Genomic DNA, 19,295 nt, shown 5'->3' with positions numbered 1-19,295 from the left:
TGAGATCCCGCCTTAGAGGTGAGCCGCGGGCGCGGCGAGAGGCGCACGCTGGACGAGATGTCCACGCCCGCGTCCGCCGCTCCCCCGTCCCGGTGAGGGTGGACCCTGCCCGGCGCGAGGTGCGCACGCTCGTCGCCGGCACCGGGCGCGTGCTGCGCGGCCGCGACCTCGCCGGGGCCGCCGCGACGCTGACGTACTTCTCGGCCATCGCGCTGGTGCCGTGGCTGCTGCTCGCGCTGTGGAGCACGACCTGGACCCGCGGTAGTGACGGCGCCGAGACGCGGCTGCTCGACCTGCGCGTGCTGGTGCCGCCCGACATGGGCGGGCGCCCCGCGTGGGACACCCTCGCCGGCGCGGCCACCCACCTCGTCGACGACCTCGGCTGGGCCGGGGTCATCGTGCTGCTGCTGCCCGCGTCGTTCTACGGCGAGGGCCTGCGCCGCGCCGGCCTCGCCCTCACCCCGGAGCCCGACCGGTTCACCGGCTGGCGCGCGCGGCTCACCGTGATGGCGCTGCTCGTCGTCGTGCTGCCGCTGACCTGGGCGCTGCTCGCGGTGGCCGACCGGCTGGTGCCGCTGGCGCCCGAGGGCGGCGGCGGGGGCGCCGGCGACCTGGTCGTCCGCGTCGTCCTCGGCTTCACCGCGATCTGGCTGGCGCTCTCGGTGGTGCTCACCTGGGTGTTCCGCGCCGTGATGCCCGGGCGACCGCGCTGGGTGGTGGCGGCGGTGGGCGCGCTGGCCACGGCGTCGTTCCTGGCCGGCTTCCTGCACGGCTTCCAGCTGTTCCTGGCCATCCCGATCGACGTCGGCCTGCCGTTCGGTGGGCTCGGGTTCGTCGGCGGGGTCGTCGCCGTCGGGCTGTGGCTCTACGTCCTGCACACCCTCCTGCTCGTCGGCTGGGCCGCCACCCGCGCCCTCGACGAGCGCATCGCCGACCACCGCGCCGGGCGGCCGGCCGCGGCGGTGGCGTCGTGAGCGCCCCGACCGCCCCGACCGGCCCGCCGCTGGTGGAGCTGCGGGTGTGGGGCGTCGAGCGGGTCGGACCGGCGCTGCGGCGGATGGCCACCGGGCGCCGGGCCCTGCGCGGCGTGCCGGGCCTGGGGTTCGCCAAGCTGATGGGCACCGGTTCCGGTGAGACGTTCACGCTGCGCGACGCCGACCCCCACCACTGGGCGCTGCTGACCGTGTGGGACGACGCCGACCCCGCGCAGGCCACCGCCCGCGCCGACGCCTTCGCCACCTCCCGCCTGGTGACCGGCTGGCAGGACGCCGCCGACGAGGCGCTGCGGGTGCGGATGACCCCGCTCACCGCCCACGGCCGCTGGTCGGGCGCCGAGCCGTTCGGGACCGCCAGTGGCGGGCGCCACGACGGACCCGTCGCCGCGCTCACCCGCGCCCGGCTGCGACCCGTGAAGGCCCTGTCGTTCTGGTGCGCCGTGCCCCCGGTCTCCGCCGACCTCGTCGGGTCGCCCGGGCTGCGGCTCTCCCTCGGCGTCGGCGAGGCGCCGATCGGCCTGCAGGGCACGTTCTCCCTCTGGGACTCCTCGGCCGACCTCGTCGACTTCGCCTACCGCCGCTCCCCCCACCGTGCCGTCGTCGAGCGCACCCGCACCGCCGACTGGTACGCCGAGGAGCTCTTCGCCCGCCTCGCCGTGCACGACGTCGCCGGCACCTACCGCGGAAGGACCCCGTGACAATCTCCGCCCACCGGCCCCTGCCCCGGGCCGCGACCCACCCGGGCCCCCGACGTCCGCGGCCGGCTGCCGCGGCGGCGTGGGTGCTCGGCGCCGGCGGCATCCTCAGCCAGGTCGCGTTCCCGCTCACCGGCGGCGGCACGCTCGCCCTCACCGTGTCGGCGGTCGCGCTGCTGGCCACCGCGGCGGTGGCGCACGTGCTGCTCACCCGCGGCCCCGGCGCCGCGCTCGCCCTGGTCGTGGTGGCCGGCGGCGGGGGGCTGCTCGCCGAGGCCGTCGGCACCGCCACCGGCTTCCCGTTCGGCGGCTACCGCTACACCGGGACCCTCGGGGTCGAGCTGCTCGGCGTACCGCTGCTGGTGCCGCTGGCCTGGGTGATGATGGCCTGGCCCGCACTGGTCGCGGCCCGCACGCTCACCCGCGGTCGCAGCGCCACCTCCACGATCGCGCTGGGCGCCTTCGCCCTCACCGCGTGGGACGTGTTCCTCGACCCGCAGATGGTGGACGCCGGGCACTGGGCCTGGGAGTCGCCGACCCCCGCACTGCCCGGGGTCGAGGGCATCCCGCTCACCAACTTCGCCGGCTGGCTCCTGGTGGCGCTGGTGCTGATGACGGCGCTGCACCTGCTGCTGCCCGCGTCGCCGCGCGCCTCTGACGGTGGGCGCGGGCGGGTCGCCAGCGACGCGCTGCCGGTCGCGGTCTACCTGTGGACCTACTGGTCGTCGGTGATGGCCCACGCCGTGTTCTTCGGCCGGCCCTCCGTGGCCCTGGTCGGCGGACTGGTGATGGGGCTGGTGGGCGTGCCGCTCACCGTGCACGTCGCGCGCCGGTGGCGGGCGTCGCGGTGACCCCGGCCCGGGTCGGGGCCGGGCGGTGGGCCGTGCGGGCCGGTACGTCGCTCTCGCTCGCCTCGCTGGCCCTCACCGTCGACAACCTGCGCCGCGTGCGCCGTCCCGGCCCGGTCTCGCGCGCGCCGGGTGGGGCGGCCGGCGCGGCCGAGTCGGTGGCGGTGCTGCTGCCGGTGCGCGACGAGGCCGACCACGTGGCCGGCTGCCTGCGGGCGATCCGCCGGGCCGCGGCGCGGTGGCCGGGACCGGTGCGGGTGGTCGTGCTCGACGACGGCTCGACCGACGCCACCCCCGACGTGCTGGCGGTCGTCGCCGGCCAGGCCGCCGCCGACGGCTGGCCGCCCGTCGAGGTGGTGACCGGCGCGCCCACCCCGGCCGGCTGGCTGGGCAAGCCCTGGGCGTGCCAGCAGCTGGCCGACGCCGCCGCGGGCGCCGACGTCCTGCTGTTCGTGGACGCCGACGTCGCGCTGGCCCCCGACGCCGTCACCGCCACCGTGGCCCTGCTGCGCCGCCACGCGCTCGACCTGGTCAGCCCCTACCCCCACCAGCGCGCCGACACCCCCGGCGAGCGGCTCGTGCAGCCGCTGCTGCAGTGGTCGTGGATGAGCACCCTGCCGCTGGGCCTCGCCGAGCACTCCACCCGGCCGTCGCTCAGCGCCGCCAACGGCCAGCTGCTCGCCGTCGACGCCGCCGCCTACGCACGGGTCGGCGGCCACGGCGCGGTGCGCGGCGACGTGCTCGAGGACCTCGCGCTCGTGCGGGCCGTGAAGGCCGCCGGCGGACGCGGCGGCGTGGCCGACGGCAGCGCGCTGGCGTCGTGCCGCATGTACGACGGGTGGGCGCCGCTGCGGACCGGCTACACCAAGTCGCTGTGGGCGGCGTTCGGGTCGCCGGCCGGCGCCGCCGGGGTCACCGGCCTGCTCCTGCTCGCCCACGTCGTGCCGGCGCTCGCCGCGCTCGGCGGGTCGCGCACCGGCGCCGTCGGGTACGCCGCCGGCGTCGCCTCGCGGGTGCTGGTCGGGCGGCGCACCGGCGCCCACGTCGTCCCCGACGCCCTCGCCCACCCGGTGTCGGTCACCGTGCTCGCCGCGCTCACCGCGGAGTCGGTCGTCGCCCGCCGCCGCGGCACCCTGCGCTGGAAGGGCCGCCCCGTCGAGGTCGCCCGGTGAGCCCGCGCCGGGGGTCTCGATACGCTCGCTGGCGCTTGCTACTCGACCAACGAAAGGTCACCCTCGGCGGTCGAGCTCGGACGACGCAAACCCACCTCGGTGGTCGAGTGCCGAGGAGCCCTTCGAGACGCTCGCTGCGCTCGCTCCTCAGGAACCACGCCAGCGACGAGGTGTATCGAGACCCCTCAGCTCCGTCGCGCGTCGTGGTGGTCGGCGCGGGGGTCGGTGGACTGGCGGCGGCGGCGCGCCTCGCGGCGGCGGGCCACCGCGTGACGCTGCTCGAGCAGGCGGGCGTGGTGGGCGGCAAGCTCGGCACCCGCGTGGAGGACGGGTTCGTCTTCGACACCGGCCCGTCGCTGGTGACGCTGCCCCACCTGCTCGACGACCTGTACGCCGCGACCGGCGCCCCGCGCGCCGACGTGCTGCCGCTGCAGCGTCTCGACGTCGCCTGCCGCTACACCTTCCCCGACGGCACCGTGCTCGACCTGCCCGGCGACGCCGCGCGGGTGCCACAGGCGCTCGACGACGCCCTCGGCGAGGGCCGCGGCGCGCAGTGGACGGCCTTCACGGCCCGCGCCGAGCGCATCTGGGACGTCACCCACGCAGCGTTCCTCGAGTCGCCGGTGGGTGCCGCCGACCTGCTGCGGCTCTCGCGCCGCGTGGGCGACGTCGCCACGGTCGCGCCGTGGCGGAGCCTGCGCGGGCTGGGCGAGCAGTACCTCGGCGACCCGCGGCTGCGGATGCTCCTCGACCGCTACGCCACCTACACCGGCTCCGACCCGCGCCGCGCCCCGGCGGCGCTGGCCACCGTGCCGCACGCCGAGCAGGCCTGGGGCTCCTGGTACGTGCCCGGCGGGCTCGGCCGCATCGCCGAGAGCCTGCTCGAGCGGGTGCGCGGGCTCGGGGTCGACGTACGCCTCGACACCACGGTCACCGAGGTGCTGCTGCGTGACGGCCGGGCGAGCGGGGTGCGCCTGGGCGACGGCTCGACGCTGGACGCCGACGTGGTGGTGGCCAACGCCGACGCCGAGCAGCTCTACGGCGACCTCGTGCCCGGGGGCCGCGCCCGCCGCGCGCATCGGCGCATCGGCCGCACGACGCCGTCGCTGGCGGGGTTCGTGGTGCTGCTGGCGATCGACGACCCGCCGCCCGACCAGCCGCACCACCAGGTGCTGTTCGCCGAGGACTACGACGCGGAGTTCGACGCGGTCTTCGGCCGGGGCGGACCGCCGCGCCCGGTGGAGCGGCCGACCGTCTACGTCTCGGCCCCCGACGACCCCGCGATCGTGCCGGGCCCGGGCACCGGCGCGTGGTTCGTGCTGGTCAACGCCCCGCGCCACGAGCCCGGCACCGGCGTCGACTGGGACGAGCCGGGCCTCGCCGAGCGGTACGCCGACCAGGTGCTGGCCGTGATGGCCGAGCGCGGGCTCGACGTGCGCGACCGCGTGCGGCACCGCACGGTGCTGACTCCCGCCGAGCTCGCCCGGCGCACGCTCACCCCCGGTGGCTCGATCTACGGCACGTCGTCGAACGGCGCCCGCGCCGCTTTCCTGCGCCCGGCCAACCGCTCGCCGGTGCCGGGCCTCTACCTCGTGGGCGGCTCCGCCCACCCCGGGGGCGGGCTGCCGCTGGTGCTGCTCTCGGCGCAGATCGTGGCCGCCCTCGTCGGCCCTGCCTGATCCCCCAGGCGCCGCGCGATCGAGCGCGGTGTCAGGCGGCCAGCGCCCGGCGTACGGCGCGCAGCAGCTGACCGAACCCGGCGAGCGCCAGCACGGCAGCGGCGACGAGGGCGGCGGTGGCGATCGCGTCGCGGTCGACCGCCGGGAGGAGGTCGACGCCCGCGCGGCGGGCCAGCCAGAGCAGCCCGACCAGGCCGGTGCCGAACGCCGCGACGATGACGCGGGAGGGCCGCTCCCACACGGTGATCGCACCCGGACCGGCCATGCCGGCGGCCCGCGCCGAGGCCCTGACCGACTCGTGGAGCAGCGTGAACGCACCAGCGGCGACGGCGAGCCACCACGGTCCGCCGAGCACGACGAGCGCGGCGAGCAGCAGCAGGTCGCTGACCCGATCGGCCATCGCGTCGAGCACCTCGCCCCACCGCGATCCCGAACCGTTCTGCGCGGCGATCGCGCCGTCGACGCCGTCGAGCACGGCGCTGGCCACCATCACCACCGTGGCCAGCAGGGGCCAGGCGGCCGGCAGCGCCGCCAACAGCGGCACCAGCACGCAGACCCCGACGCCGAGCGCGGTCACCGTGTCGGGCGAGACCCCGCGCCGGGCCAGCGGACGGGCCAGCGCGTGCACCAGCCGCACCCAGCCCGAGACCCACGACGACGCCGAGGCGTCGACGCCGTGGGCCCGCGACCAGAGGGCCTCGGGATCACTCACCCGGCCGACCCTACGGGGTTCAGCCCTTCGAGCCCTTCGACGAGGTGTCGTCGCCGACGGCCGCCGGGTCGTCGGTGTCGCCGCGCGACTCGCGCAGGGCACGGCCCTTGGCGACGTCCTCCTCGTGCTTCTCCTCGGCCTTCTCCAGGCCCTTGGTCATCCGCGGCGGGAGCTGCAGCTCCTCCTCGGCGGGCAGCCCGGCCTGCAGCTCGCGGCCGCGCTCCAGCTCGGAGTCGAGCTCGGCACCGAACAGCAGCGCGAGGTTGGTCAGCCACAGCCACAGCAGGAACACGATGACGCCGGCCAGCGAGCCGTAGGTCTTGTTGTAGCTGGAGAAGTTGGCGACGTAGAAGCCGAACAGCGCGGAGACGATCACCCAGGTGATGATCGCGAGCAGCGCGCCCATCGACACCCAGCGGAACTTGGGCTGCTTGATGTTGGGGGTGACGTAGTAGAGCAGCGCGACGATGACCACGACGACGGCGAGCATCACCGGCCACTTGGCGATGTTCCAGACGGTCAGGGCGGTGCCGCCGACGCCGATGGCCTTGCCGACCGCGTCAGCGGCCGGGCCGCTCACGATCAGGCCGAGCGCCACCAGGGCCACCATGATGACCAGCACCAGGGTCAGCAGGAGCATGAGCGGGCGCAGCACGTAGAACGGCCGGCCCTCGCCCATCTCGTGGATGCGGTTCATCGCGCGGCCGAAGGCGCCGACGTACCCGCTGGCCGACCACAGCGCGCTCGCGAGGCCGATGACCAGGGCCAGGCCTGCGCCGGGCGCGTTGGCCAGCTGCAGCAGCGTGGGCTCGAGGGTCTCCGCCACGGAGCCCGCGCCGACGTCGCGCAGGATCTGCGTCAGGGTCTTCACCGTCGAGGGCCCCTGGCCGACGAGGCTGACCAGCGACAGCAGCGCGATCATCGCCGGGAAGAGCGCCAGCACGGCGTAGTAGGTGAGCGCGGCGGCGACGTCGGTGCACTGGTCCTTGCTGAACTCACGCGCGGTCTTGCGCACCACGTACATCTTCGACCGCTTCGTCAGGTCGGTGGGCGAGTCGGGCTTCTCGATGTCGTCGGGGTCCCTCAGCTGCCGCTGGGAGGTCCCGGTGTCGCTGCTGGAATCGCTGCTGCTGCTCATGGGGCCCATGGTGTCCGTGGTGACGCGCCCGGCACGACACCCGGTGGGGTGGACGGGCCTAGGGTGGCCGGCGTGGACGACCTGGAGCGGATCGCGGCCGCGGCCGAGCAGCACGACGGGGCCGCCGCCCTCGACGAGGCCACCTGGCGCGCGGTGCGCCACCACCCCGAGCGGGTGCGGTCGTGGGTGGACCCGCAGGGCGCGGCGCTGCTCGTCGGCGACGAGCTGACGCTGGTCGTCGACCCGGCGGCCCGTGGCGCCGGAGCGGGACGACGGCTGCTGGAGGGCGTGCTCGACGCGGTGGCGCCCGCCCCGCTGCTGGCGTGGTCGCACGGCAATCACCCCGCCGCCGCGGCGCTCGCCGCCTCCCACGGCTTCTCCCGGGTGCGCGACCTGTGGGTGATGCGCCGCCCCACCGCGGTGCCGCTGCCCGGGCTCGTCGTGCCGGACGGCGTCAGCGTCCGCTCGTTCTCGTCTGACGACGCCGACGCGGTGGTGCGGGTCAACGCCGCGGCGTTCGCCCACCACCCCGAGCAGGGCGCGATGGACCGCGCCGAGCTCGCCGAGCGGATGGCCGAGCCGTGGTTCGACCCCGCCGGGCTCCTGGTCGCCGAGCGCGACGGCCGCCTGCTCGGCTTCCACTGGACCAAGCAGCACTCCGCTGCTCTCGGCGAGGTGTACGTCGTCGGCATCGACCCGGCCTCGCAGGGCCTCGGCCTCGGCCGGCTGCTCACCCTCGCCGGCCTGCACCACCTCGCCGGCCTCGGCGTCGCCGAGGTGCTGCTCTACGTCGAGTCCGACAACACCGCCGCGGTCGCGACGTACTCGGGGCTCGGCTTCACCCACGCCGCCGCCGACACGAACGTGATGTACCGGCGCGGGTAGCGGCCGGGCGGTCCTGGTGTCAGTTGTGCCGCTCCGTGTGGGGGCACCGGCTGCCGTACTTGCGCCTGCAGCGCAGCTTGCGTCTCCACCGACCGAGGCTCATGGGCACGCGTCCAGTGGAGCAGCGCTCGGGCCCGTTCGCCACGGGTGACTAGACAACCCGGTCACCACGCCACGCCGGTCAGAGGACCAGGCCGAGCAGCGAGCCGAGAAGGCCGGCCCAGGCAGTCAGGCCGAGGCCGATGAGCACGTAGAAAGCAGACATAGAGAACCCCACGGGTCACGAGGATAGGGGTCCACCCCAGCCTCCCCCATGGCCCAGAATGACTATGGCCGTAGTCAGTTCGGACTAGTGGGGGGTGCCGATCGGCCGGTCCGGGACCACGGCGACGCACGGCCTTCGGTGGTCGGGTGCACCGGAGCGCGGAGGTCTCGATACGGCTCGTCGCTGGCGCTCCTCCCCTACTCGACCAACGAGACGCACGGCCTTCGGTGGTCGAGTGCCGAGGAGCGCCAGCGACGAGGTGTATCGAGACCCCCCGGGTGCACCGGAGCGCGGAGGTCTCGATACGGCTCGTCGCTGGCGCTCCTCCCCTACTCGACCAACGAGACGCACGACCTTCGGTGGTCGAGTGCCGAGGAGCGCCAGCGACGAGGTGTATCGAGACCCCCCGGCGCGCCGGGCGCGCCTCAGCGCAGCGGGCGCACGTGCAGGCCGACCTCGGGGTCGACGACGACCTCCTGGGCGGCGGGCATGCCGTCGACGTCGAGCTGGGCGTCGACCGGCACGTTGCGCTTGACCAGCGCCAGCGCGACCGGGCCGAGCTCGTGGTGGCGGGCGGAGGTGCCGACGAAGCCGACGACCTTCTCGCCCAGGCGCAGCTCGGCGCCGCGGGTGGGCAGCCGGTTCTCGGTGCCGTCGAGGTGGAGCAGCGTGAGGCGCCGGGGCGGCCGGCCGAGGGTGTGCACCCGCGCGACGGTCTCCTGACCGCGGTAGCAGCCCTTGTCGAGGTGCACCGCCGGGCCGACCCAGCCGGCCTCGTTGGGGATCGTGCGGGCATCGGTGTCGAGGCCGAGGCGCGGCTCGCCGCGGGCGATGCGCAGCGCCTCGAAGGCCCACAGGCCGGCGGGCGGCGCGGCGGCCGCGGCGTACGCCTCGAGCTGCTCGCGCGGGACCAGGTCGTAGCCGCCGGTGGCGGCGCGCCAGGCGACGGCCACCTCGGCGGTCACGTCGGCGAGCTCGACGCGGGTCATGAAGACCATGCGCTGCAGGAAGTCCAGGAGCGGCCCGGCCGCGCCGGGCTCGGTGTGGGCGGTGAACGCCGTGCCGTCGTCGACGCCGGTGAACGCGTGCTCCACGTGGCCCTGCGGGCTCAGCACCAGCGCGGTGGTCCAGGTGCCGGGGACGAGGCCGTGGAAGAACTGGGTGGTGAGGCTGTGCAGCCAGGTCAGCCGGTCGGGACCGGTGATGCGCACGACGTCGCGGTGCGACAGGTCGACAAAGCCCTCCCCCGCCTCGAGCGCGCGCTGCTCGGTGTTGAACGAGCCGTAGTGGGCCGCCACGGGGGCGTCGATGCCGTCGCCGCCGACGGCGCCGGGCAGGTGGAGCAGGGGGCTGGTCGTCATCGGGGGTCCTCACGGTCGGTCGCGCAGTCCTGGCAGTGGCCGAAGACCGTCAGGTGACCGAGGTCGACCACGAACTGCTTCTCGGCGGCCAGCCGGGCGACGAGCTCGGAGGCCACTGAGGCGTCAACGGAGGTGACCCGCTCGCAATTCCGGCACACGAGGTGGAAGTGCTCGTGGTCGGTGACCGAGTGGTACGTCGGAGCCCGGTCCGACAGGTGCGCGTGGCGCACCAGCCCGAGCTCCTCCAGCACCTCCAGGGTGCGGTAGATGGTGGAGATGTTGACCGCCGTGGAGTGCTGGTGCACCTCGGCCAGCACCTCGTCGGGCGTGGCGTGGCCGAGCCGCTCCACCGCGGCGAGGATCAGCTCGCGCTGCGGCGTCAGCCGGTATCCGCTGCCGCGCAGACGGCTGCGGAGGTCGTGCCCCCCTGGCGTCCCGGGTGTCTCGGACATCTCAGGCGCGCTGCAGCCGGGCCCACAGGTGGGGCTGCAGGGGCTGGCCCACCGCGGCCATGTCGTAGGCGTAGAGCAGGTCACCCTCCACGTTGCCGTACAGGCGGTGACCGGCGGTGACCTCCTTGGCGGTCTCGGTGCGGGCCACGGCGTCGGTGGCGAGCTCGACCTTGCCGTCGGCGGCCTCGCCGTACCAGATCTCGACCACGCCGGTGTTGTGGCTGAGCAGCAGCTCGACCTTGCCGTCGCCGGGGCAGCGCAGGAACCCGGTCTCCTGGGCGGCGTCGCGCACCTTCTCGCCGTGCTCGTCGACGATCCAGGTGCGGGAGAAGTAGTGCAGGAACGGTCGGCCGTCCTGCTGGAAGATCAGCTCCTGGGCGTAGTCGTACGGCTCGATCGCCGGGTAGTCACCCTTGCCGTTGCCGCGCCACGTGCCGAGCATCCAGGCCACGGGGCCGCAGTTGGGGTGGAGGTTGTCGGGGAGCTGGAAGACCACCGGCCCAGCCTAGCCGCGCAGGGCCGCTCCTCCTGCTGACGGTCGTCCACAGATGTTCGAACATCTGTTCCCATGGAGGTGGTCCGCGGCCTATGATGAGGCATGTCCGTGACCGCGCTCCGACCCCAGGCCACCGGGCCCCTGGCTGCCGTGGCAGCCGCCCGGACCGCGGTGGTCGAGGGCGCCGGGGTCTCGCCGGCCGCGCTCAGCACGCGCGACCTGGCCGAGCTGGTGCACGAGCTCGCCGAGCTGGAGTCGCAGGTGGTGGCCCTGCGGCTCGCGCTGAGCGTGGAGGCCGACGAGCGCGGCGTCGCCTCCGAGACCGCCGACACCGGCACCGACGCGTGGCTCGCCCGCCTCACCGGCGACCCCCGCGAGGTGATGCGCGGCGGGCTGTGGCTGGCCCGGCGACTGCACGAGCAGTACGCCGCGACGCGGGACGCGTTGAGCGAGGGCCGCCTGCGCCTCGACCAGGCCCGCGTCATCGTCCGCGCGGCCGAGCGGGCGCCGGCCGGGGTCACCCCCGAGCAGGTGCGGGCCGCGGAGGAGTCCCTGGTCGCCTGCGCCACCGGCCTCGGCACCCGCTCCGGGCGGCCGATGGACGCGCGGCGCCTGCGCCGGGAGGCCCGTCGAATGTTCGCCGCCGTGCCGGAGGTGCCGACCGAGGTGGTCGACGCCCACGAGGCCGCCGAGCTCGAGCGGGAGGAGCGTGCAGCGGAGGCCGAGACGTGGCTGGCGCTGCACGACAACGGCGACGGCACCTTCTCGGGCCGGTTCACCGTCCCAGAGCTGCACGGTCGGCTGCTGCAGTCGGCCCTGGAGGTGCTGACCGCGCCCCGCCGCCACGCGCGCGACGCCCACGGCGCCGTGGTCACCGACGACACCGTGCCCGGCACCGGCGCGGGCTTCTCGTGGGCCGAGGCGCGGGGCTCCGCGCTGTGCGAGCTGATCGAGCACCTCCCCCGCGACTTCTCCGGCGGCAACGCCGTCACCGCGCTGGTCCACCTCGACCTGGCGCAGCTGCGCCACGACCTCGGCAGCGCCCGGCTCGACGCCGGCGGGCAGGTCTCCCCCGGTGAGGCCCGGCGGCTGGCCTGCGAGGCCGGCCTGCTGCCGCTGGTGCTGGGCGGCGGCTCCGTGCCGCTCGACCTGGGCCGCGAACGACGGCTCCACTCGCGTCGCCAGCGCCAGGCGCTCTCCGCGCGCCACGAGACCTGCGCCGTCACCGGCTGCGACCGGCCGTCCGCGTGGTGCGAGGTACACCACCCCCATGCCTGGTCGGCCGGCGGCGCGACCAGCCTCGACAACGCGCTGCCGCTGTGCGGCCACCACCACCGCCGCGCCCACGACCGACGCTACGACCTGCGCCGCCACGGCACCGGCGACTGGCGGTTCCACCGACGACGGTGATCCCTGCTCCGGTCGGGCTCCCCTACGGTGGCGGCATGCCCCGATCCCTCGTCGTCAAGGTCACCTGCGCGCAGGCCGATCCCGAGCGCGCCAACCAGGCGTTCACCGTGGCCGCGGCCGCCGTCGCGATGGGGGCCGACGTGTCGCTGTGGCTGACCGGCGACGCGGCGGCGTACGCCGTGGCCGGGCGAGGACCCGACCTCGCGCTGCCCCACGCCACCCCGGTCGAGCAGCTGCTGACCACGGTGCTCGAGCTGGGGCGGGTGACGGTGTGCTCGCAGTGCGCCGCGCGCCGCGAGATCACCGCCGACGACGTGCGCGACGGGATACGGGTGGCGGGGGCCGCGGTGTTCACCGAGGAGGTCCTCCAGGACGGCGTGCAGGCGCTCGTCTACTGACCTCGACCCGGGCGCTCGGGGTGGGCCGCCCACGGCGTTCCTCCCGGTCCGGAGGAGGCCGGCGCGCCAGTAGGGTGCTGGCCTGATGAGTGCTCCTGGTGAACCCCCCGTGCCTCCCGAGGACGCCACCGGCCGGTTCTGGCGCCGCCGCGACCGGGCCGGTGACCCCGTGGCGCCGACGTTGACGTGGGAGGAGCTGCAGGCCCGTGTGGTCGAGCAGACGGCGGCGGCCGACCGGGCCGCGTCGCTGCGCCGCTCGGCCGAGATGGCCGCGGCCGAGCAGGCCGCCGAGCGGCTCGTGGCAGAGGAGAGCGCCCGGGCCGCGGTGACGGCCCGCGCCGAGGCCGACCGGGCCGTCGAGGAGCCCGCCCGCCTGGCCGCCGCGTCGTACGCCGCCCGCGACGCCGCCGACCGCGCCGCCGCCGACCACTCGCGGGCCCGCCAGGAGGCCGAGCGCGCCGCCGAGGAGGCCCACCGCCGGCGCGAGGAGGCCGAGGTGGTGGCCCGGGAGGCTGCTGCCGCCGCTGCGGGAGCCGCCGAGGCACGCACCGCGGCCGAGGCGGCCGCCACCGAGGCGCTCACCGGTCGCGCCGCCGCCGAGGAGACCGCGCGGGCCGCGCTGGCCCGGGCCGAGGTGGCCGAGGCGGGCCGCACCGCCGCCGACGACGACGCGGCCCAGCAGGCGCGCCTGGCCACCGACGCCGCTGCCGCCCGGGCCGCCGCCGACGAGGCCGCCCGGGCCCACGCGGAGGCCGCCACGCACGCCCACTCCGACCGCGAGAACGCCGAGCACGCGGCGGTCGCAGCCCACAGCGCGCGGCAGGGCGCGGAGATCGCGGCACGCGAGGCCGCCGAGGGCCGTGACCGCGCCGAGCAGGCGGCCGCCGCCGCCGCGGAGGCTCGCGGGGAGGCCGAGAGCGCCGCCGCGGAGCAGGCCCGACTGGCCGCCGAGGCCCACGACGCCCGCGTGGCGGCGGAGGCCCGCGCGACCGAGGCCGCCGACACCGCCCGGGTCGCGCAGGAGGCCCGCGCCGCCGCCGAGGCCCTCGCCCGCGAGCAGACCGAGGCCGCCGAGCGGGCCCACGCCGACCGCACCTCGGCCGAGGCGGCAGCCGCCGCTGCGGCCGCCGCCGCCGCCGTCGCGGCCGCGGCGCGGGAGGCCGCCGACACCACCGCCACCGCGGCACTGGCCGGACGGGAGAGCGCCGACGCCCGCGCCGCCGAGGCGCTCGCCGGGCGCGAGGCCGCCGACACCGACGCCGCCGAGCAGGCCCGGCGGGCTGCCGAGGCCCACGAGGCACGGCTGGCTGCGGAGGCCCGGGCGACCGAGGCCGCCGACGCCGCCCTCGTCGCGCAGGACGCCCGCGCCGCGGCCGAGGCCGCTGCTCGGGCGCAGGCCGACGTCGCCGGCCGGGCGCTGGTCGACCGCGCAGCCGCCGAGGAGTCGGCGACCGCCGCCGCCCGCGGTGCCGCTGCCGCCGAGGCCGCCCGGGAGTCGGCCGAGACCACGGCCGGCGAGGCGGTGGCCGCGCGCGAGCGCGCCGAGACCGTGGCCGCCGAGGCCCTGGCGGGGCGCGAGGCCGCCGACACCGACGCCGCGGAGCAGGCCCGGCTCGCCCGTGAGGCCCACGAGGCCCGGTCGGTCGCCGAGACCCGCGCGGCCGAAGCCGCCGATGCCGCCCGCGTCGCGCAGGAGGCCCGCGCCGCCGCGGAGGCCGTCGCCCGCACGCAGGCCGACGCGGCCTCCGTCGCCGCCGACGCCGAGGAGCAGGCCCACGCCGCGGCGCGCGCGCGTGCGGACGAGGCGGCCACGGCGCAGCAGGCACGAGCCGCGGCAGACGCGGTGGCCGCCGAGCACGCCGCCGCCGCGGTGTCGGCCCACGAGGCGCGGGAGCACGCCGAGACCGTCACCGAGGCCGCGGTGGCGGCCCGCGCCGAGGCGGAGGACGCGGTGCGCCGGGCGCTGGCCGACACCGAGGCCGCCCACACCGGCCGCACCACCGCCGAGGAGGCGTCCCGTGCGGCCGCCGACCAGGCGACCCGCGCGCACGACGAGCGCCGCGCGGCCGAGGAGGCCGGTCGGGCGCAGGCCGAGGCGGCGGCGGCGGCCCTGGCCGCGGAGGCCGCGGCCCGCGAGCTGGCCGCCCAGCAGGCGGAGTCGGCGCGCGCGGCGCTGGAGGCCCGGGAGGCGGCCGACACCACGGCGGGCGAGCACGCGGAGGCCGCACGGCAGGCGCAGGCCGCGCGCGAGGTGGCCGAGCTCGCTGCGGCCGCAGCGCTGGAGGCCCGGCGCGAGGCCGAGCGGGAGGCGGTGCGCCAGACCGAGCTCGCCGCTGCCGCGCAGGCCGACCGGCAGGCTGCCGAGGAGCGCGCCCAGCAGGCGGTCGACGAGGCCGGCGACGCCGTACGCCGCCACACCGAGGAGCTGCGGGCGGCGCAGGAGGCCCGGGAGGCGGCCGAGCGAGCCGGTGCTGAGCAGGCAGCGTTGCGCGCCGAGGCCGAGGCGATGCTGGAGCAGCGGGTGATCGACCGGCAGGCGGTGGAGTCGTCGGTGCGGCACCAGGCCGAGCTGGTGGAGGCGGCCCTGCAGGACCGGCTCGAGGCCGAGCAGCGGGCCGCCGCCCTGGCCGACGAGCTGGCGGCGCTGCGTGAGCAGGCGCTGGGCCGACCGGTGACGACCCGGGCGGTCGACCCAGCGTCGGCGTCGGCGTCGGTGTCGGCGCCGGTGCCGCTCGCGGCCACCCCTCCCGCCCCCGCTGCCACCGCTGACGGCGGCAGCACCGACGTCACCCGTCCGCGCACCACCGCGCCCGCCGTGCTGCTCGTGCTGGCGCTCGCCGCCCTCGGCGGGGCGGCCGTCACCGCGGTCACCGACCGGCCCACGGCGCCCCTCGCGCTGGGACTGGCGCTGCTCGCGGTGCTGCTCGTGGTGGCGGCGGTGCGGCTGCGCACCTCGGCCACCCACGTGGTGGTCGGCGCCTCCGGCGTGGTGGACGTGCGCAGCGGGCAGAGCCACCACACCTTCGACCTCACCCACCCGTCCACCGAGGTCGAGGTGGTCGGCTCGCCCGGCGACCGCGGCTGGGAGGCCCGCTTTCACCGCCGCGAGCTCGACCCCGTGGTCGTCACCGGACGGCAGGTGGACGCCGAGGCGTTCACCCGCGCGATCGCCCCGTGGCGGCCCCTGCCCTGACCGCGCCCCGGTTGTCCACAGGACGCGCGGAAGGGGTGGTCTCGGCGGGCTGATCCGGGTTAATTTCCCGGTGTGGCCCCCCGGCCTTGGGGGTCGGTCTCCTCGGGAAAGGCCTCCACGTGACACCTGTGCGCTCCGCCGCTGCCGCGCTCTGCGGCGCGCTCCTCCTGCTGACCGGGTGCGCGGAGGATCCGCAGCCCAAGGTCGCGCCCTCCCCCACTGACTCCCCGTCGACCAGCCCTGCAGTTGCATCCAACTCAGCAGAACCCAGACCGGAGCCTGTAGAACCGGTCATGCCAGCCGCGGCAGCGGAACAGACCGCTGAGGGGGCACGGGCGTTCACGAGGTACTTCTGGGACGTGGTCAACTACGCCCAGTCGGTTCCGGACCCGCGGGCGCTCGACGGTCTGTATACGCAGTTCTGTGGCTCCTGCTCACGCGCCGTGGCCTTCATCGAGGATCTTTCCACCAGCGGTGGGGTGGTTGAAGGCGGTGATTACACGATGTCTGTGGTGAACACGAGCCCCTTGTACGCGGACGGACAACGCTTCTTCGACATCGAATTCCGTGTGAGCAATACACAGATGACGGTTGACGCTGCCGGCCGGAAAAACGACAAGGTGTTTAACCCGTCGGCCTCGCGAGATCACTTTGTTGTCAACTGGGTCGACGGCGGGTGGCAGGTCAGTGTCTGGGAGCCGTTGTGAAGCGGCTGGCGATCGCCCTGCTGTCCCTCGTTTCAGCAATGGTGGGGTTCGGCGCCCTGGCTGCGGCCCCGGCCATGGCGGATTGCGCGATGCTGAGCGGCACGTGCGTCGAGGGCCAGGACGGCAGCTTGCTCGTTGAGTCCCACTCGTCGGCGCCCTCGACCTCGTCGCCCGGTTCGTCCGTGGCCAGTACCCACCCCACGACGCCTCAGGGTGCGCCTAGCTTCGCGAACGAGGCTCCAAGCGGGACCTATGAGGTCGTCAACGTGTGCGCTCTTGGCGGCAGTCAGACCTGCGCCGAACCAGCGACGTGTGCCGACGGCAGTGTGCAGACGTTCACGACATTCATTCCGACGGCAGGCACACCAGTCCCCTTGGGCTCGAACTGCGCAGAGTCGGTGACGACAGAAGCACCACCAGGAGCCGCTGCCGCGGCGCCCGTGCTCGCCACGATCACTCCCGGCATGGTGCTGCGCGCGCTCGAGCAGGTCCCGCTGCCGGTGCCCGACCTCGCCGTCCAACCACCCGGCGGGCGCACCCTGGTCAACTTCGAGACCAACTTCTACACCGCGGCCCAGCCGTTCACGGAGACCGTGACCCTGCTCGGCCGCACCATCGACCTCGACATCACCCCCAGCCAGTTCGTCTGGACCTTCGGCGACGGCACCACCACGACGACCACCGAGCCCGGGGCGCCTTACCCCGACCTCGACCTCACCCACACCTACCTCAGCCAGGGCGCCGTGCAGCCCCGGGTCACCACCGTCTACACCGCCGACTACCGCGTCGACGGCGGCCCCTGGCAACCCGTCCCCGGCACCGTCGACATCACCAGCACCCCCGTCGACCTCACGGTGACGGAGGTGACCAACCAGCTCGTCGACTACCGCTGACCCAGACCCGCGCGCAGCCGGTCGGCGATCTCGGCGACGGCGGCGCGCGACGAGCGGCCGACCCCCACGATGTTGAAGAAGCTGTGGATCTGGTCGGGGAACCGCTTCACCTCCACCCGCACCCCCGCGTCGCTCAGCTTGCGCGCGTAGGCCTCGCCCTCGTCGCGCAGCGGGTCGAAGCCCGCGGTGGCGACGTACGCCGGCGCCAGCCCGGCCGGGAGGTCGGCGAACAGCGGCGACAGGCGCGGGTCGCGCAGGTCCGTGCCCACGGCTGTGTAGGAGGTGGTGGCCAGCTCCATGAACGCCGCGCTCAGGTAGAACCCCTCGCCGAACAGCCGCAGGCTCTCGGTGTCGCGGGTGGCGTCGGTCGTCGGGTAGACCAGCAGCTGGAACGCGCACGGCAGGCCTGCCCGGGCCGCCTCGATCGCCACCCCCGCCGCCAGGTTGCCCCCCGCGGAGTCGCCGCCCACGGCGAGCCGGTCGCGGTCGGCGCCGAGCTCGTCGAGGTGCTCGACCACCCAGCGGTACGCCGACACCGCGTCGTCGTACGCCGCCGGGAAGCGGTGCTCCGGGGCGAGCCGGTAGTCGACGGCCAGCACCAGCGCGTCGCCCCGCTCGGCGAGGACGCGGCAGGTGGCGTCGTGGGTGTCGAGGTCACCGAAGAAGAACCCACCGCCGTGGAAGAACACCAGCAGCGGCGCCGGCGGCTGCGGAGCGAGCGCGGCCGCCCGCGTGCGCGGGGTGTACAGCCGCGCCGGCAGGCCCGCCACGCTCAGGTCGCGCACCTCACCGACCGGCTGGCGGCCCCCGGCCATCGCCGTCTGCAGCCGGGCCTGCTCGCGCCCGACGTCGAAGGCCAGCGTCTCGATCGGCGCCTCGCCCGACAGCCGCTGCAGGCGCAGCATCAACTGGGTGTCGGTGGCCAGCACCTGCCCGTCGAGCACGACGGGCCGACCCGCGAGCCGGCGCTGCACGGGCTCCGGCAGGGCCATCGCCCCGACCAGGGCGGCCTTCTGCACGGCATGGGACACGGACTGCAGGCGCGATGCGTTACTCACGGGTAGCAAACTACTGGTAGACCCGCACGTAGTCGACGACGTACCGCTGGGGGAACACGGTCTCGGGGGCCACCGGCCCGCCCAGGTCGCCGCCGACGGCCAGGTTGAGCAGCAGGTAGAAGGGCTGGTCGTAGACCCAGACTCCCTGCGTCTCGGCCTCCTCGCGGGAGATGCCGCCGTACGGCTCGCCGTCGAGCTCCCACTCCATCCCGCCGGGGCCCCACGCCACGGCGTAGGTGTGGAACCCGTCGCTCAGGGGGGCCCCGGCGTCGTGCTGGCGCGCGACGTACCAGTGCTCCCCCGTCTCGGTGGGCCCGTGCACGGCCCCCTGCACGACGGTCGGGCTCTGCCCGACGTGCTCCATGACGTCGATCTCGCCGGCCTGGGGCCAGCCCACCTCCGGCTCGTCGGCGCCGAGCGCCCAGAACGCCGGCCACGTGCCGACGCCGCCGGGCACCTGCGCGCGCACCTCGAGCCGGCCGTACTGCCAGGCGTGGTCGCCCTCGGTGGTGATCCGCGCCGAGGTGTAGTCGTTGACCACGCCGTCGGCGCAGACGTGGCCCGGCGCCTGCAGCGCGCTGATCACCAGGTGGCCCTCGCCGTCGGTGGCGACGTTGCCGGGCGCGTCGGTGTAGCACTGCAGCTCGCCGTTGCCGGAGCCGTGGCCGTAGGTCTCGTGCCCCCAGCTGGCGGGGTCGGGCGGCGCGCCGGCCGCACCGTCGAACTCGTCGGCCCACACCAGCGCCGGCCCCTCCGCGGCCTCGTCCCCGCCCTCGGCGCCATCGGCACCACCCGCGCTGCCGGGCCCGCACGCGGCGCCCACCGACGCCACCAGCAGGCAGCCCGCCAGGGAGGTACGTCGACGTCTCGCCACGCCGACCAGTGAACCAGCCACCCCGGCGTCCGCGTGGTCGTGGGAGTCATCTGCCGTTCACCGA

18 protein-coding genes are annotated in these 19,295 nt (G+C 75.9%); 11 read left to right on the top strand and 7 right to left on the bottom strand.

What is annotated here, in order from left to right:
• Window positions 1-92: 92 nt before the first annotated feature.
• The 5 genes from AC4OR8_RS06750 to AC4OR8_RS06730 are packed head-to-tail and all read left to right on the top strand — an operon-like array spanning window position 93 to window position 5,389.
• Window positions 93-974 carry a YhjD/YihY/BrkB family envelope integrity protein gene (locus AC4OR8_RS06750; protein ID WP_492164768.1) on the top strand — a complete coding sequence of 294 codons (882 nt, stop codon included), beginning with the start codon at window positions 93-95 and terminating at the stop codon, window positions 972-974.
• Window positions 971-1,693 (top strand): hypothetical protein, encoded by a 723-nt coding sequence (locus AC4OR8_RS06745; protein ID WP_492164767.1) that lies wholly within the window; start codon window positions 971-973, stop codon window positions 1,691-1,693. Before AC4OR8_RS06750 ends, AC4OR8_RS06745 begins: the two co-directional genes overlap by 4 nt.
• Window positions 1,690-2,541, top strand: a complete 852-nt coding sequence (locus AC4OR8_RS06740; protein WP_492164766.1) for a carotenoid biosynthesis protein — start codon at window positions 1,690-1,692, stop codon at window positions 2,539-2,541. Before AC4OR8_RS06745 ends, AC4OR8_RS06740 begins: the two co-directional genes overlap by 4 nt.
• Window positions 2,538-3,710, top strand: a complete 1,173-nt coding sequence (locus AC4OR8_RS06735; RefSeq protein ID WP_492164765.1) for a glycosyltransferase family 2 protein — start codon at window positions 2,538-2,540, stop codon at window positions 3,708-3,710. Before AC4OR8_RS06740 ends, AC4OR8_RS06735 begins: the two co-directional genes overlap by 4 nt.
• Window positions 3,707-5,389, top strand: a complete 1,683-nt coding sequence (locus AC4OR8_RS06730) for a phytoene desaturase family protein (RefSeq protein ID WP_492164764.1) — start codon at window positions 3,707-3,709, stop codon at window positions 5,387-5,389. The genes AC4OR8_RS06735 and AC4OR8_RS06730 overlap by 4 nt, the downstream gene beginning before the upstream one ends.
• A gap of 31 nt (window positions 5,390-5,420) precedes the next feature.
• Here AC4OR8_RS06730 and AC4OR8_RS06725 read toward each other — a convergent pair whose 3' ends face one another.
• Both AC4OR8_RS06725 and AC4OR8_RS06720 read right to left on the bottom strand, forming a co-directional pair.
• Window positions 5,421-6,101, bottom strand: a complete 681-nt coding sequence (locus AC4OR8_RS06725) for a CDP-alcohol phosphatidyltransferase family protein (RefSeq protein WP_492164763.1) — start codon at window positions 6,099-6,101, stop codon at window positions 5,421-5,423.
• A gap of 19 nt (window positions 6,102-6,120) precedes the next feature.
• The gene (locus tag AC4OR8_RS06720; protein WP_492164762.1) at window positions 6,121-7,239 is read right to left on the bottom strand and encodes a YihY/virulence factor BrkB family protein; all 1,119 of its coding nucleotides are present in this window, start codon (window positions 7,237-7,239) and stop codon (window positions 6,121-6,123) included.
• A gap of 72 nt (window positions 7,240-7,311) precedes the next feature.
• On the opposite strand from AC4OR8_RS06720, the gene mshD reads away from it, so the two are divergent.
• A complete protein-coding gene (mshD, locus tag AC4OR8_RS06715; RefSeq protein ID WP_492164761.1) occupies window positions 7,312-8,124 on the top strand; it encodes a mycothiol synthase in 813 nt (270 codons plus the stop codon).
• 690 nt (window positions 8,125-8,814) lie between these two features.
• On the opposite strand, the gene ygfZ is transcribed toward mshD, so the two are convergent.
• From ygfZ to AC4OR8_RS06700, 3 genes are read right to left on the bottom strand one after another with little or no spacing between them, the layout of a single operon-like run.
• Complete coding sequence (ygfZ, locus tag AC4OR8_RS06710) at window positions 8,815-9,750, bottom strand: CAF17-like 4Fe-4S cluster assembly/insertion protein YgfZ (protein ID WP_492164760.1); 936 nt, start codon at window positions 9,748-9,750, stop codon at window positions 8,815-8,817.
• Window positions 9,747-10,202: a Fur family transcriptional regulator gene (locus tag AC4OR8_RS06705; protein WP_492164759.1), complete on the bottom strand. Its 456-nt coding sequence runs from the start codon at window positions 10,200-10,202 to the stop codon at window positions 9,747-9,749. Before AC4OR8_RS06705 ends, ygfZ begins: the two co-directional genes overlap by 4 nt.
• A gap of 1 nt (window position 10,203) precedes the next feature.
• Entirely contained in the window at window positions 10,204-10,698 is a 495-nt protein-coding gene (locus tag AC4OR8_RS06700) for a heme-binding beta-barrel domain-containing protein (RefSeq protein ID WP_492164758.1), read from the bottom strand.
• 102 nt (window positions 10,699-10,800) lie between these two features.
• Here AC4OR8_RS06700 and AC4OR8_RS06695 point away from each other — a divergent pair, with 102 nt between their 5' ends.
• The 5 genes from AC4OR8_RS06695 to AC4OR8_RS06675 all read left to right on the top strand — a co-directional run bounded on the left by AC4OR8_RS06695 (window position 10,801) and on the right by AC4OR8_RS06675 (window position 17,299).
• Window positions 10,801-12,108 carry an HNH endonuclease signature motif containing protein gene (locus AC4OR8_RS06695; protein WP_492164757.1) on the top strand — a complete coding sequence of 436 codons (1,308 nt, stop codon included), beginning with the start codon at window positions 10,801-10,803 and terminating at the stop codon, window positions 12,106-12,108.
• A 35-nt stretch (window positions 12,109-12,143) separates the two neighbouring features.
• On the top strand, window positions 12,144-12,506 hold the full coding sequence (locus AC4OR8_RS06690; RefSeq protein ID WP_492164756.1) for a DsrE family protein: 363 nt from the start codon (window positions 12,144-12,146) through the stop codon (window positions 12,504-12,506).
• A gap of 109 nt (window positions 12,507-12,615) precedes the next feature.
• Window positions 12,616-15,699 (top strand): hypothetical protein, encoded by a 3,084-nt coding sequence (locus AC4OR8_RS06685; protein ID WP_492164755.1) that lies wholly within the window; start codon window positions 12,616-12,618, stop codon window positions 15,697-15,699.
• Window positions 15,700-15,992: 293 nt separating this feature from the next.
• Window positions 15,993-16,406, top strand: a complete 414-nt coding sequence (locus AC4OR8_RS06680; protein WP_492164754.1) for a DUF6318 family protein — start codon at window positions 15,993-15,995, stop codon at window positions 16,404-16,406.
• Between the two features lie 440 nt (window positions 16,407-16,846).
• Window positions 16,847-17,299, top strand: coding sequence for a hypothetical protein (locus tag AC4OR8_RS06675; protein WP_492164753.1), 453 nt, complete (start codon window positions 16,847-16,849; stop codon window positions 17,297-17,299).
• Here AC4OR8_RS06675 and AC4OR8_RS06670 read toward each other — a convergent pair.
• Together AC4OR8_RS06670 and AC4OR8_RS06665 are read right to left on the bottom strand one after the other, a co-directional pair.
• Window positions 17,290-18,357 (bottom strand): alpha/beta hydrolase, encoded by a 1,068-nt coding sequence (locus tag AC4OR8_RS06670; protein WP_492164752.1) that lies wholly within the window; start codon window positions 18,355-18,357, stop codon window positions 17,290-17,292. The genes AC4OR8_RS06675 and AC4OR8_RS06670 overlap by 10 nt on opposite strands.
• 10 nt (window positions 18,358-18,367) lie before the next feature.
• Entirely contained in the window at window positions 18,368-19,231 is an 864-nt protein-coding gene (locus tag AC4OR8_RS06665) for a glycoside hydrolase family 16 protein (RefSeq protein WP_492164751.1), read from the bottom strand.
• Between the last annotated feature and the right edge of the window lie 64 nt (window positions 19,232-19,295).

The organism is Nocardioides sp. FY1077, from assembly GCF_058681775.1.
Note: the sequence above shows the minus strand (reverse complement) of the source record. Positions and strands in the feature narration are given on the sequence as shown.

Bases quoted from the DNA above. Each gene is read 5' to 3' on its own strand.
- AC4OR8_RS06680 (WP_492164754.1), top strand. From the start codon at position 15,993: ATGCCAGCCGCGGCAGCGGAACAGACCGCTGAGGGGGCACGGGCGTTC.
- AC4OR8_RS06690 (WP_492164756.1), top strand. From the start codon at position 12,144: ATGCCCCGATCCCTCGTCGTCAAGGTCACCTGCGCGCAGGCCGATCCC.
- AC4OR8_RS06695 (WP_492164757.1), top strand. From the start codon at position 10,801: ATGTCCGTGACCGCGCTCCGACCCCAGGCCACCGGGCCCCTGGCTGCC.
- AC4OR8_RS06720 (WP_492164762.1), bottom strand. From the start codon at position 7,239: ATGAGCAGCAGCAGCGATTCCAGCAGCGACACCGGGACCTCCCAGCGG.
- AC4OR8_RS06705 (WP_492164759.1), bottom strand. From the start codon at position 10,202: ATGTCCGAGACACCCGGGACGCCAGGGGGGCACGACCTCCGCAGCCGT.
- ygfZ (WP_492164760.1), bottom strand. From the start codon at position 9,750: ATGACGACCAGCCCCCTGCTCCACCTGCCCGGCGCCGTCGGCGGCGAC.